The organism is Pirellulales bacterium (assembly GCA_036267355.1).
Lineage (GTDB): Bacteria > Planctomycetota > Planctomycetia > Pirellulales > DATAWG01 > DATAWG01.
Genome location: DATAWG010000040.1, coordinates 1 through 13,167 on the forward strand (window position 1 = coordinate 1; position 13,167 = coordinate 13,167).

At 61.2% G+C, this 13,167-nt stretch carries 9 protein-coding genes and 1 tRNA gene; 4 read left to right on the forward strand and 6 right to left on the reverse strand.

The window, feature by feature from the left end; genetic code table 11:
• Both VHX65_06665 and VHX65_06670 read left to right on the forward strand, forming a co-directional pair.
• Positions 1-823: glycosyltransferase (locus VHX65_06665; protein ID HEX3998213.1), on the forward strand; the 823-nt coding region annotated here is incomplete at its 5' end.
• A gap of 17 nt (positions 824-840) precedes the next feature.
• Positions 841-2,484 carry a glycosyltransferase gene (locus VHX65_06670; protein HEX3998214.1) on the forward strand — a complete coding sequence of 548 codons (1,644 nt, stop codon included), beginning with the start codon at positions 841-843 and terminating at the stop codon, positions 2,482-2,484.
• A gap of 85 nt (positions 2,485-2,569) precedes the next feature.
• On the opposite strand, the gene VHX65_06675 is transcribed toward VHX65_06670, so the two are convergent.
• On the reverse strand, positions 2,570-3,055 hold the full coding sequence (locus tag VHX65_06675) for a hypothetical protein (protein ID HEX3998215.1): 486 nt from the start codon (positions 3,053-3,055) through the stop codon (positions 2,570-2,572).
• 440 nt (positions 3,056-3,495) lie between these two features.
• Positions 3,496-3,569: transfer RNA gene (locus tag VHX65_06680), tRNA-Met, on the reverse strand.
• 245 nt (positions 3,570-3,814) lie between these two features.
• Here VHX65_06680 and VHX65_06685 point away from each other — a divergent pair.
• Both VHX65_06685 and VHX65_06690 read left to right on the forward strand, forming a co-directional pair.
• Entirely contained in the window at positions 3,815-4,348 is a 534-nt protein-coding gene (locus VHX65_06685) for a CBS domain-containing protein (GenBank protein ID HEX3998216.1), read from the forward strand.
• Between the two features lie 321 nt (positions 4,349-4,669).
• On the forward strand, positions 4,670-4,960 hold the full coding sequence (locus VHX65_06690; protein ID HEX3998217.1) for a hypothetical protein: 291 nt from the start codon (positions 4,670-4,672) through the stop codon (positions 4,958-4,960).
• A gap of 31 nt (positions 4,961-4,991) precedes the next feature.
• On the opposite strand, the gene VHX65_06695 is transcribed toward VHX65_06690, so the two are convergent.
• The 4 genes from VHX65_06695 to VHX65_06710 form a co-directional block, all read right to left on the reverse strand.
• Positions 4,992-7,850: an aminotransferase class III-fold pyridoxal phosphate-dependent enzyme gene (locus VHX65_06695; protein HEX3998218.1), complete on the reverse strand. Its 2,859-nt coding sequence runs from the start codon at positions 7,848-7,850 to the stop codon at positions 4,992-4,994.
• A 311-nt stretch (positions 7,851-8,161) separates the two neighbouring features.
• Entirely contained in the window at positions 8,162-8,851 is a 690-nt protein-coding gene (gene pdeM, locus VHX65_06700; GenBank protein HEX3998219.1) for a ligase-associated DNA damage response endonuclease PdeM, read from the reverse strand.
• 86 nt (positions 8,852-8,937) lie between these two features.
• On the reverse strand, positions 8,938-11,460 hold the full coding sequence (locus VHX65_06705) for a ligase-associated DNA damage response DEXH box helicase (protein ID HEX3998220.1): 2,523 nt from the start codon (positions 11,458-11,460) through the stop codon (positions 8,938-8,940).
• Entirely contained in the window at positions 11,457-13,145 is a 1,689-nt protein-coding gene (locus tag VHX65_06710) for an ATP-dependent DNA ligase (protein ID HEX3998221.1), read from the reverse strand. The genes VHX65_06705 and VHX65_06710 overlap by 4 nt, the downstream gene beginning before the upstream one ends.
• Positions 13,146-13,167 lie beyond the last annotated feature (22 nt).

Here is a 13,167-nt window from a genome sequence, read left to right on the forward strand (position 1 = left end):
CCAATTTATTCGCCACGCCGATCGGTTCCGCGCGCTGGGCTGCCCGATTGTGTGGGTGAACTGCATGACGTTCATGTTCGACCACGAGAAACGATTCTTCGCCGAATCCGGGCCGGCCGAGGCGATGGTCTACCAATCCGAATTCCAACGATCCGAACTGGAGCCGCAGCTTGCGCCGTTCGGCTACGACCCGGCGACGGGCCATCTGATTCGCGGCGCGTTCGATGTGGACGATTGGCAATTCCGCCCGCGGCCGCATGCAAAGGGAGAAGCATTCGTCGTCGGCCGCGTCGCCCGCCCCGACACGGACAAGTGGTCAAGCAACACCTGGCCGATCTACCAGCGGATTCAATACGCGAACAAACGGGCGTTGATGCTCGGCATGGACGACCGGACGCACGAGAAGCTCGGCACGCCGCCGGCCTGGGCCGATTGTCTCAAGCCAATGGCGATCTCGGCTCAGCAATTCTTCGGGACGATTCATTGCACGCTGCCGGTCAACGGCGGGGCCCGCGAGAACTGGCCGCAGGCCGGGTTGGAGGCGATGGCCTCGGGCGTGCCGATCGTGGCCCAAAACGCCTGGGGTTGGCGGGAAATGATCGAACCTGGCGTCACCGGGTTTCTCGGCGACGACGATTGCGAGTTGGCCCACTACGTCGCCCTGTTGGCCCACGACGAAGACCTTCGCGGGCGGATCGCCCATGCGGCCCACGAGCGCCTCGTCGCGACCCTGGCCAACCCTGACGCGATTTTGGCCGGCTGGAAGAGGCTATTTGCCTCGGTCGGAACCGCGGTTCCCGAAGCGGAGGCGGCCCTGGCATGAGGCGTCAGAAAAAAGCCATGAAACTAGCCGCTTTGTGCTGCACCTACCTGCGGCCTGCGACGCTCGGTCATCTGATCGAATCGTTCGTGCGCCAGGATTATCCCAGCGATCGGCGAGAGTTGGTCATCCTGGACGACGCCGGCCAATACGCGAACCAGACCGGCGACGGCTGGCGGCTGATCTCGGTGCCGCACCGTTTCAACTCGCTCGGCGAAAAGCGCAACGCCTGCGCGGCGCTGGCCTCGCCCGATATAGCCGGCTTCCTGGTCGCGGACGACGACGATATTTATCTGCCCCATTGGTTCAGTTCGCAGGCCAAGGCACTGCAGCAAGCCGAGTGGTCGCGACCGAGCCGTGTCCTGCTGGAACATGGCGACCGTTTGAAAGAATGCGAAACCGGCGGACTCTATCACGGCGGCTGGGCCTTTCGCCGCGAGGCGTTCCATCGCGTGCGCGGGTACGGGCCGTTCAATAACGGCGAAGACCAAGAACTGGCGGGGCGACTAAACGCGGCCGGCGTCGCGCAATGCGATCCGTGCCAATTCGCCGCGCCGTTCTACATCTATCGCTACGAGAACGGCAGTTACCACCTTAGCTACATGGACGAGAGTGGCTATCGGCTCCTGAAGCAATCGAGCGACGGAAATGAAAGCGGACCGGTTTCGCTCCGCATCGGCTGGGAAACCGCTTGGGACCAGCGGCCGGTGATTCGGCGGTTCGAGTTCGGGCCGGCCGTCGAGCCGCGCGACGGACGGATGCCGGTCGAGTTGATCGGGCCGATGGACGCACCCGGGCGCGACGGCCCGACGAACGGTATGTACGCCCTGCAAAAAGCCCTGCGGCAGCGAATCGCCGACGGCCTCGACTGGCTCTCGATCCGCTCGTTGCCGGTCAGCCGCGGCGCACTCCCGTGGTTCTGGCATTGGGACGACCGCCGCTACGCGATGTGGTGGGACGCCGAAGGCCAGCCGTTCGTGCAGGGGCCGAACTTGCTCTTCACTTCATCTGGTTCGCCGCGCATCGACAAGGAGGAGTGCGCCTTGCTCGACGCCGCGAACTGCCGAGCCATGTTTTGCCACAGCGCCTGGTATCGCGATCTCATTGCCAAGCATCGCGACCCGGCAAACCAATCGCCGATCGTACTATGGCCGTATCCAATCGATCCGTGGCCCGGCGAGCCGTTGCGCGACCAATACGATCTGCTGATTTACGGCAAGAACGGCCATCGGCCGCAATTGCTGGAACACTTGGCCGAAGTTTTTCCGCGGCACGTGCAGATTCATTATGGCACCTACTGCCGCGAGCAACTCTTTGAAGCAGCTCGCCGCTCGCGAGCCTGCGCCTATCTGGCAGACGACGACCACGGACCTTTGGCGCTGCAAGAGATTCTCCTTGCCGGATGCCCAACGGTCGGCGTCCGCACCGGCGCTGCATTCGTCGAGCATGGCACCACCGGCATCCTCGTCGATCGCCTTCCGCCGGGCCAGCAGTGCATCGTCAGCGACGACGACGCATCCGCGCTGGCGACCTACCTCGACGCTCTGCACCACGCCCAATCCCTCGACCGCAATGCGATACGCGCCCACGCCGTCGGCATCTTCGCAACAGTTCACATCGTCGATACAGTAGTCGACGCCTTGAATGCGGCGCGGCTTTATTAGGGCGATCAACTTGCGCGTTCTTCGAGAGTTTAGCAGGACTCCGATTTTGGATTGTAAGTCGAGCCCAGCCGACGTGACTGCGAAATCACAGTTTCGGAGTGTCGCGATTAATGAGCGAAAGCCGAATCTGAATTGCGCTGAGAAAAAGGAGTGCGAGCGCGAGGGCGCCGGTTACATAGAACCCTTCGCCCAGCGAGACAACAATCGGCCTGGTGCTTGGTGCGCCGTTCACCGTAACCGTTTCGCTCCCACTCAGCTCAAAGCAAACATGCCAAACCCAAAAGCAGATTAGGGCGATCGACGCGCCAGCGAGCACCAGCGGCCGCCAGAGCGAAACCGCTTTCGCGGAATATGTCAGAATGAAAAACAGTGCTAATGCAACAAAGATTCCGAACACAACCTTTCCTTGAACACTACTCCAAAATCCGCTGACGGGAAGCTGTACACCGAAAATGGGGACTATGTGCCAAGTGAGGAATGTTGAAAGTGCGACGAGCAAGCAGCCGATGGCTGCGAAACCCGAGAAGGATGTCAAGAGCTGTACGGCTTTATGTTTATTTGACAATTTCATTGCGAAAGAAGAGGCATAGAGATGGCGGTTGCGGGCGCGACTGCGAGGTTATCGACTAGTTCAGCGATGAGCCGTGGAGTCAGCCTACCAATGTCTCGGTTCGGCAGCCAGCAGTGGCCACGGCCATCGGTACCACAGCCAAGTACGTGAGTCGACTCAGACACTGAGAAAAAGGAAGATTGAGCGAACACAACAACCGTTAACCCAGGCGGGGCGAGAGTCAGAGACAAGAGAGATTTTCTCGGGATCGCCGCCCCGCAGAACAACGCCACTGCGGACAAGGCATGGCGCGCCCGCGAAACGGAGGGAGAGTTTGAGACGGCCATCCGGCACGCAAACCCTTGCGAGTTCGGGCGTTGAAACGCAAAAAGCCAAGGCCCGGAGACCTTGGCTTTTCGTATAACCCGTGGGTAGCGACTTTTCGCTACCACAAAAACAAGTGGCGGGGACAGGATTTGAACCTGTGACCTCGAGGTTATGAGCCTCGCGAGCTACCAGACTGCTCCACCCCGCGGCATGAGCTTCAGGGCGCCTTCGCGCCCGAGCAAAGCAGATTATAGCACCTTCCGGGCAATGGTCAAACGGCCATTTTCGCCAACTGCGACACTCGGCCTTCGATCGATAGGGCGATTGGCACGTATGCGTTGCACCACAGGCAGGGAGGCGGCTGCGAAGCGCTTGCCGAGTGCGAAGCATGACGTAGGTTTGTCGAGAATAGAACGATTCTTCGGGAAATCTGGCCCGCGAAGGTTTCGGCGTATGCATCGATTGGATGTCAAACGGATTCAAATTGCCGACGCCCTGCGTTGGTGCGGCGGGTGCGCCGGACAGGGAAGGCTGCGCGTTCGCGACGTCATGACGCCGGCGCCCACCTGCATCGCTTCCAGCACCAGCGTGCTCGATGTCGTGCGAATGTTCCACGCCAAGGAATTTCGCCATCTGCTGGTAACCGATTCGCGCGGACGATTGCTCGGGCTGGTGAGCGATCGCGACGTTCTGCGGTGCTTCGGACCTGGCCGGTATCCCGATCCAGAGGTCTTGGCCGGGATCGCGGCGGCCGAGATCATGAGCGCCGATCTTCTGACGGCGCGGCCGGATCAGGCGCTATTGCTCGCCGCCACGGAAATGCTCGCCCATGGAATCAGTTGCCTGCCGGTTTTGGCCGACGACAAACTGGTCGGAATCCTGACGAGCACCGACTTGAGCGCCGTGCTGGAAGTGTTGCTACAAACCTCCCACGCGGCAACGGTCGAACAATCGGAAAGGGCATCGTCCGCGGTGGAAAAGGCGTAGAGATTTCATTGGCGCCGCCGTTTCAACGGCGTGGCATCGAGCGCCGCCGCTTTGGCTTTTGCCCGGCGAAGCGGGTTTAGCGATTCTTGCAGTTGCATGCTGGATGATGGGCGGCGAAAAATTCTGAGCCCCATCGAGGAATCCTCGCCGATGATTGGCTTGGCGAGTTGAATCAGCCGCGCGCTGTGAGCGCAGCGAATTGCTTATCGCCGCTGGACCCAAGGAGGGCCACATTTCCGCGGAGGGATCCCGCCCGGCTTGCACGGCAGTGCCGGCCATGAACCGAGTCTAACTTCCGTATTCGACGGAGAGGAGACTGTAATGGCGAAAGATACCTACCGCGTGGTCACCCGGGGCGCAGACGGCAAACTTCGAATCCGCGACTATCATCAATCCGAGCCGCTCGTCCGGTTGCACACTCAAATCGGCGTCGACGATTGCAGCACCGACCTGGGCCTTCGCGGCCTGCCGGTGTTTCGCGGGCTGATCGGGCCGATGCCCGAAGGAAAGAATGTCGTTCGCTACGAATCGCCCGAGGTGTTCGAATCGCTGACCAAGGAATGGACGGCCACGAAGACAGTGCGTCGGTCGCGGACAAAGCCGCCGGCCTGACCGCAAGCGGGCGAGCTGTGCTTGGGGGATGTTATTCCCGACCACTGCCTTTCGGCGCCGACTCGCGTGGAGCGCTGACAGGCTCGGCATGATCGCGCGAGCCGCTCGATCCCTTTCGGGGATGTGTGTGTGCGGGAAGGGGCGGAAGCTCGCTTGCTCGCGTGTGCTCGCCCAGGGTCGATTTGACCACGATCGTGTCGAAGATCTTGTTGCTGTGGTCCAGTTCGAAGCAGACTTCGGCAATCGCCGCCAGCACCGTGTCGACTTCATCGTGGGTGATCGTCAGCGGCGGCTGGATTCGCAATACGAGCGGATTCGATCGAGCCACCTGTGTATAGATGCCGAATTCGTTCAACAGGTTCTGCATGGCATACATCGACGGCACGGATTCGACCAGTTTGTCGATTTGCGGCACGAGAAAATAGCCCATCCCCTGCGATTGCATTTGCCGCCAATGGGCAACGATCGTATCGGGGAGCGGGTTGAATTCCAGACCCAGCAGAAGGCCGCGGCCGCGCACTTCCCGGAGCAAATCGCATTCGGCGCAAATTTTCGACAGGCCCTCAAGAAGCTGCTGGCCGCGCTCACGGGCTTGCTGGACGAGATTTTCTTCTTCGAGCGTGGCAATCGCAGCCAAGCCGGCGGCACAGGCCAAGCTGCCGCCGCCGAACGTGCTTGTGTGGAGCGCGAATGTCTGCAAGGTGCCGTAGGCGTGGTGCCACAAATCGCGGCGGCAAAGCATTGCCCCGATCGGCATCAGCCCCCCGCCAAGGCTCTTGGCGAGCGTCATGATGTCGGGCTCGACGCCGTCGTGTTCGACGGCAAACGTTTCCCCGGTCCGGCCCATGCCAGTTTGAACTTCATCGACGATCAGCAACGTTTCGCTGGCGCGGCAGAGTTCCTGCGCCTCGCGCAGATATCCTTCCGGCGGGACGATCACGCCACCTTCGGCCTGAATCGGCTCGACAATGAAAGCCGCAAACTGGCGGCTCGCCAGGGCCCGCTCAAGCGCCTCAAGATCCCCAAATCGGACCGCCTTGCATTCCGGCACCAATGGGCCGAACGGCTTCTGATAATTGGGATTGCCCGTGACCGATAGCGAACCGAGCGATTTGCCGTGAAAGGATCCTTCGCAATGAAGCAATCCGGCCCGGCCTGTGGCGATGCGGGCGAGTTTCAGAGCTGCTTCGACGGTTTCCGTGCCGCTGTTGGCGAAAAACACCATTTCCAGATTTCGCGGCGCGATGTCGGCCAGTCGCTCGGCGAGCGCCGCGGCGAGTGGATTGACCGAAGCCTGTGCAAACCCCGGCGCTTGCGCGGCGAGGGCCGCGGTAATGGCGGCCACGACGCGGGGATGATTGTGCCCAAGATTCAGCGAACCGAAGCCAGCAACCAAATCGAGGTACCGCCGACCGGCCGCGTCCCACACATAATTCCCCTCGCCGCGAACGAACGTCTTGGTGAAGTTGTTTTTCCCGCCGACGCCGATCAGCACAGGATTGATATAGCGCTCGTGCAATCGAGCGGCACGCGCGGATAGAGCGGCGACCGTGGTCGACGGCATGCCATGCTGCTCGCCATCACCGCCGGCCTGACCGTTTACCGCACCGCCGAGAGGTTGCTGCTCCGGGGAACGGCCGCTGACCGCTTTGCCGTTGCCCAGCTTGCCATTGGCGTGTCCATTTGCCGGCCGCTCGACGCGGCGACTTGAGGTGTGGCCATTCGCTGTTGCTTCTGACCGGTTTCCATTGGCAGTTGATTTGTCCGCTGTTTTCAATCTTTTCCGGCGGCGCTGAGCGGCAACCTTGCGATATTGGATCAATGTCGACGGCTCGATCTGTTGGCCAAACGAATAAAGCCGCGAGAAATCGAAGCCATGCCCGGCAGCGAGAGTGCCGATATGGTTGATTTTCTCTGCGTCGAGGTTCCGACCTAGCGAATAGCACTCCGCTCGCTGCTCCAGGGCAAGAACCATCGTTTCGCCCAAGCAGCTTGGAATCATGCCATGATGAAATCCAAGGAACATCGAATCGAGTGGCATCGTTTCTGGAACGCGCGACAAACCGCCGGTGATGAACAGCACATCGTGGCGCAACGCGGCCGAACCGCGGACATCGGTCGGAACGGCCACATCCACCACGATGCTCCCCGACCGTAGCAGATGCTGATCGATGCAATTCCCGGTCGACGTGGCGGACAACACGACGGTTGATCGGGCGAGCGCGTGCGGGATGTCGAACAGCAATTCGGCGCCGAGCTGTTCGGCCAATTCTTCGGCTCGCGCGGTCGGCCGGCGAGCAACAAGCAGTAGTTTGCCGCATTGGCCGGCCAAGACTTTGGCTGCCGCGGCCGCGATGCTCCCGGGCACGCCGACGACGGCCACCGCGGCTTGTTTCAAGTCGAGGTCGGTTTCGGCACAGACTTGGTGCAGATTTTGCAACGCTGCATAGACCGTCAGACTGTTGCCGGTGGTCACGGCGATCGGGGCACGCTCGGCCAACCAAGTGCCTTGGCCGCCGATGACGCCGGTCATCGAACCCAATCCGACAATTTCAGCGCCCCAATCGGCGGCCATCTGAGTCGCCTCGGCGACATAATCCATCGCATGGACCGGATCGGCCAGAATCTCTTCGGCGTCGAGCGGAATTTCGTAGAGCCGGCCCTCGGCCGTCGCGCCCGTGCTGCTCACTAATCCGAGCAACTCATCAATCACCCGAACGGAGGGCAATTGCTGCTTGGCGATGGAGCGCTGCGTGATTTGGTGATGCAGGTAAGAGCAAAACTCCATCAGATCGCCACCCCACCGCCGGCGTAGGTTGCCGCCTTCGTCCCATTGCAGCAGCGCCTTGGTCTGCTCCGAGAGCGGATGGACTACAAACGCGAATCGCATGGCAGGTACCCCTGACTTGTCGGTAGGCGAGGATGGCTGGTGGTTGAGCTCCAGCGCACGCATTGACTAGGATTAAGCTAACAACAACAAGGAAGAATGAGGATGATAAATCGTTTGCGCAATATACGAACTATAAACAGGAAAGATAGAATACGCAACTTTTGCAGGTTGCAAACCGCGTTCCACAGCTTACAACTCATTGGGCCGGAATGGTTTTTTTCGCCAACGGATCAATCTGGAGCAGTGAGGCCGAGCTGCACGTTACGATTGTTTTCGGCGGCAGGGATTCAGTCCGCGAACGACTGAACGGCTCAGCGAGCATCGCGTTTCAAACGCGGAGATGGTCGGTGCGGCACCTCGATTACTCGATTTTCACCAACGGCGAAAACCCGATCGTCGGCTGCCGGATCGATCCTGACCGAGCCGGTGAAACTGCCAAAGGCTGGCAACACGGCCCAATGTTTCGAGAACCAGAAACATGCCGACCTGACCGGTGGCCCGAACCCCTCGAAGAGCGCGATTCCAGGATGGATGTGGCCAGCGAGTGCGAAGCCTGCCGGATGCTCGGCCGGCTCATGAAGATAGACAAACGGCGGTTCGACGAGTTGGTCGCGGCAATCGAGCCGCCAGTCGTTTGGCGGGTCACCGGCGTGGCGATCATGATTTCCGCGCACCAATACGACAGTCAACTGCCGGTTCGAGCGAAACCATTCGCCGATTGCTGCAAGGGTGGCGGGAGCTCGGCCGGCGGCAGCGTGGAAGAAATCGCCGAGAATCACGAGCCGCTCCGCCTTAGTCCGCTCGACGACGGCCGAAAGCCTGGCAAGACCCGTGGTCGTCGTGCCTTGCGGGATCGGGATACCAGACTGCCGAAACGTCGCCGCCTTGCCAAAATGGGTATCGGCGACGAACAGGGTGCGCAGGCGAGGCCGGTAAATCGCTTTTTCAGGGAGCAACAAGAGCGGTTCGCCGAGTTGCTCGAGCTCGATCGGTTCGGTCATCCGTGTTTCGGTTGCGAACAAAGCGGTGTCGGGCGGCCGAAGGCGTAGATGGCTGTTCGTCGCGCCCTCGGAACGTCTTATTCGCCCTAACCGACCTCCGCCATCGCGGCCTTTTCCAATTGCTGAACCATGCGTTCAATCCGGGTCGTCCATCGCTCCGTGCTGAGATGCGATGTCTGAATGCGGGCTGCCCACAGCGGAAATGCGAGCGGCGTCAATCGCGGCGTGACCGTGATCAAAAGCGCCATCCCCGCGATCCTCTCGAGCACCGCATGCAGGCGGCTCGATTCGAGCTGTTGCACGAGCACCTCGCGCCGCGCTTGCGCGAGCAGCAAATTCTCCGGATCGTACTCGACAAACACATCGTACAATAACCCACTCGAAGCCTGCAATTGTCGAACGCTCCGCGGCGCGCCGGGATAGCCGCTGAATACAAGCCCTGCGACGCGGGCAATATCCCGAAATTGCCGTCGGGCCAGCTCCGATGTGTTTAAGCAAGCCAGCAGATCATCGAGCAAGGCCTCGGTCGAAAGCAACCGTCGCCATTGCGGCTCGTCGAACGACAGCGGCACGCTCGAAAGCAACTCGATGCCGTAGTCGTTCATGGTGACCGTGATCGAAGCCGGCGATTGGCGCGCGATTCGATACGCCAACAGCATGCCGAGGCCTTCGTTCACGCTGCGCCCGGCAAACGGATAGATGAACAATTGATGGCCTTCCCGCATCTTCGATTCTTCGATCAGCAACTCGTTCGCTGCCGGCAGATACGACCATGCGCGTTGCACTTCGAGCACAGGCCGAACCGCTTCCATCTCTGGGTCATCGAATTCCCCTGCCTGCGCGGCGACGAATTTCCGGCGGACCGCCGCCGCCATTTGCGAAGAGAGCGGAAACCGGCCGCCATCCCACCGCGGCACGATGCCGCTCGCTTTCTTCGCCTTGCGGACATAGGCCGTCAGATCCCGGACCCGCACGAACTCCAGCGTCTTGCCGGCAAATGCGAAGCAATCTCCGGGGCGCAATCGGGCAATAAACGACTCTTCGATCGTGCCGAGAGATTTGCCGCTGAGAAACTTGACGAGCACCGCGGCATCGCTCGTGATGGTTCCGATCGACAGGCGGTGCCATCGGGCCACTTGATTCGATAACGGCTCGAACCGGTCGCCCCGTGGCATGACACGGCTGTATTGGGGATAGGCCCGCAGCGAATGTCCGCCGCGAACCACGAAATCGAGCGCCCACTGCCACTGGGCGCCGGTGAGGTTGCGGAACGCGTATGCCGTGCGCACTTCGTCGAACAGTTCGCGCTCGACGAACCCGCCGGCGAGCGACATCGTGATCATGTGCTGCACCAACAGATCCATCGGCAACTCGACGGGCGTGCGATCTTCGATATCGAGGGCCAAGGCTGCGGCTCGGGCAGCCGCGTATTCGACGAGTTCGAACGCATGCGTCGGCACGCACAACACGCGGCTCACGGCCCCCGGCCGATGCCCGCTGCGGCCGGCACGCTGCAAAAGCCGCGCGATCCCTTTCGGGCTGCCGACCTGAATCACTTGATCGACGGGCGAGAAATCGACTCCCAAATCGAGGCTCGATGTACAGACCACGCAGCGAATCGTTCCCTCGCGCAATCGCCGCTCGACATAGGACCGCAAGTCGCGATCGATCGAGCCGTGATGCACCGCCAGTTCAGCAGCCCATTTCGGTTTGGCCGCCAGGAGCGCGCGAAACCAGATTTCGGCCTGCGAACGTGTATTGGTGAACAACAGCGTCGTACCGGCTTTCTCGATCGCTTCGACGACTTGCGGCAAAAGGCGCAGTCCGAGGTGTCCGGCCCAAGGAAATCGCGCGATATCGCGGGGCAAGATCGTGCGAATTTCGATTTCCTTATCCGACGAACCGGAGATAATCTCCTCCGCCTCGCGCCGTACCTCGCGAGGGTGAAAATCGCCCAGCAGAACATCGGCCGATTGCCGCACATTTCCGAGCGTTGCCGAAAGCCCCCATGTGCGGAGATTCGGGTTCCAAGTTCGAAGCCGCGCCAATCCAAGCTCCGTTTGCACGCCGCGCTTCGTGCCGAGCAGTTCGTGCCACTCATCGACGACGACGCAGCGCATTCCCCGCAACCGCGATTCCGCGTCGGGATAGGAAAGCATAAGCGAAAGACTCTCGGGCGTGGTGACGAGCGCGGTCGGCAAGCGATCTCGCTGACGGCGACGATCGGCGGCCGAGGTGTCGCCGGTGCGCAGATCGACGGTCCAAGGCAATTTCATGTCCGCAACTGGAGTTCGCAGCGACACAACCAGATCGTTCGCCAGCGCCCGCATCGGAGTGATCCAAAGGACTCGCAACGCCTCCGGATTGTTTGGCCAAGCAGCCGGATCGGGATGCTCATTCAGCCATTCTTGCAGCACGGCCATCCAGATCGAATACGATTTGCCGGTGCCGGTCGGAGCCTGCACCACACCGCTCCGGCCGTTCAAATACGCGGCCCAAGTGCGGCGCTGGTAATCCGCTGGCTGCCACGACCGGCCCGCAAACCATGCGTCGATGCCGCCGGTTCCAAGAGCGGCCTTTCGCGATTTGTCGCTGCGAGGCGCGATCATGGGAGCAATCTCAGTTGGGGATCCGCGTGCTGTGGCGGCGCTAGCGACGTGGCTGTCTGCCGTGCGAGCGAGCGAAGCGTGTCAAGCGAATCGGCATCGCGCGCCGGTTTGTCGTGCCGCCAGCGGGCCATCCGCGGGAAGCGCACCGCAAGGCCCGCTTTGTGGCGATTGGAAATCTGGACGCCCTCGAAATGAAGTTCAAAAACCAGCCGCGGTTCGACGACTCGCACCGGGCCGAACTTGTCGAGCGTATGCTGCCGCACGAATCGATCGACCTCGCGAATCTCTTCGTCGGTCAGGCCGGAATAGGCCTTGGCGATCGGGACGAGAACTGCGTCGTTCCAAACGCCGAATGTGTAATCCGTATACAAACCGGCGCGGCGGCCATGACCGCGCTGCGCATAGATCAGCACGGCATCGATCGTAAGCGACTGCGACTTCCATTTCCACCACACGCCCTTCGGCCGGCCGACGCCATAAGGCGCCGACCGCCGTTTGAGCATGAGCCCTTCAACGGACCGCGATCTTGCTTCGGAATGCAACGCCGCCAGAGCGTCCCAGCCGTCGAATTCGACGATGCTCGATAACTGAAATCGTTCGTGCGGCGGCAAGCGCGACGCCAGTTCTTCCAAGCATCGCCGACGCTCGAAAAGTGGCCGACAGCGAATGTCTTCGCCGCTGGATTCCAACAGATCGTAAGCCATGAACGCCACCGGCGCAGCGGCGCATAACTGCGCGCTGACGGTCTTGCGACCGATCCGGCGTTGGAGCACTGCGAACGATAGCGGGCGACCGTCGCGCCAAGCAAGAATTTCGCCATCAAGGACGGTGCCATCCGGCAGCAGCCGGCCAATTTCAAGCACCTCCGGGAATCGATCGGTCAGCAATTCCTCGCCTCGCGACCAGATCAGCACTTCTCCTTGCCGGCGAAGCAATTGGGCACGTATTCCGTCCCATTTCCATTCGACCTGCCATTCGTCGGCGTCTCCCAGGTCGGAAAGCGGCGACTCCAACGGATGGGCGAGAAAGAACGGGTAGGGCCGACCGGGCGTGGCATGGCCTTCGCCGCCGATCAATCGCTGGTAATCGGCGCTTGTCGGCTCCCAATTTCCCATCACGCGATGGGCCATTTCCGCGACGGCTACGTTCGCGACCGCCGACAATGCTCGCACAACCAACGTTCGGGCCACGCCGATCCGCAGTTCGCCGAGAATCAGTTTGTGCCACACCAGTCGCTGCGCCGCGTTGAGTTCATGCCAAGTGCGCACAACGAGATCATGTTGGCCCGCGGTATCGTGCGTTCGTATCGGCAGCACACGCTCTTCCACCAGCCGGTGGAGCGGCAGATTCGTGCCTTGGCCGTTGCCCAGCGAATTTTCCGCAAATCCACTTGCATTGGGCTCCTCGACATCGGGTAGCAGCAGCGCGAGCGTTTCGGAAAGATCGCCGACCGCATCGTAGCATTCTTCGACCAACCAAAGCGGTATCCGCGCTGCTTGGGCAATCCATGCCCGGAGCAGCCGCGTCGTTATGGCGCGCTTGATCCTGCGACCGGTGAGAAAGAACAACGCCCAGGCGGCATCGGCGGGCTCGGCCGCGGCGAAATACGACTCGAGGGCCCGCACCTTTTCCAAAGTGCGCGTCGTGGCATCGAGTTCGTAAAACAACTTCGTGAAGCGGCGCATTATTCTTTTGCTCGATCGACCG

What these genes read in the sequence shown, in the direction of transcription:
- VHX65_06670 (HEX3998214.1), top strand. Translation starts at nt 841, where the DNA reads ATGAAACTAGCCGCTTTGTGCTGCACCTACCTGCGGCCTGCGACGCTC.
- VHX65_06675 (HEX3998215.1), bottom strand. Translation starts at nt 3,055, where the DNA reads ATGAAATTGTCAAATAAACATAAAGCCGTACAGCTCTTGACATCCTTC.
- VHX65_06685 (HEX3998216.1), top strand. Translation starts at nt 3,815, where the DNA reads ATGCATCGATTGGATGTCAAACGGATTCAAATTGCCGACGCCCTGCGT.
- VHX65_06690 (HEX3998217.1), top strand. Translation starts at nt 4,670, where the DNA reads ATGGCGAAAGATACCTACCGCGTGGTCACCCGGGGCGCAGACGGCAAA.
- VHX65_06695 (HEX3998218.1), bottom strand. Translation starts at nt 7,850, where the DNA reads ATGCGATTCGCGTTTGTAGTCCATCCGCTCTCGGAGCAGACCAAGGCG.
- pdeM (HEX3998219.1), bottom strand. Translation starts at nt 8,851, where the DNA reads ATGACCGAACCGATCGAGCTCGAGCAACTCGGCGAACCGCTCTTGTTG.
- VHX65_06705 (HEX3998220.1), bottom strand. Translation starts at nt 11,460, where the DNA reads ATGATCGCGCCTCGCAGCGACAAATCGCGAAAGGCCGCTCTTGGAACC.
- VHX65_06710 (HEX3998221.1), bottom strand. Translation starts at nt 13,145, where the DNA reads ATGCGCCGCTTCACGAAGTTGTTTTACGAACTCGATGCCACGACGCGC.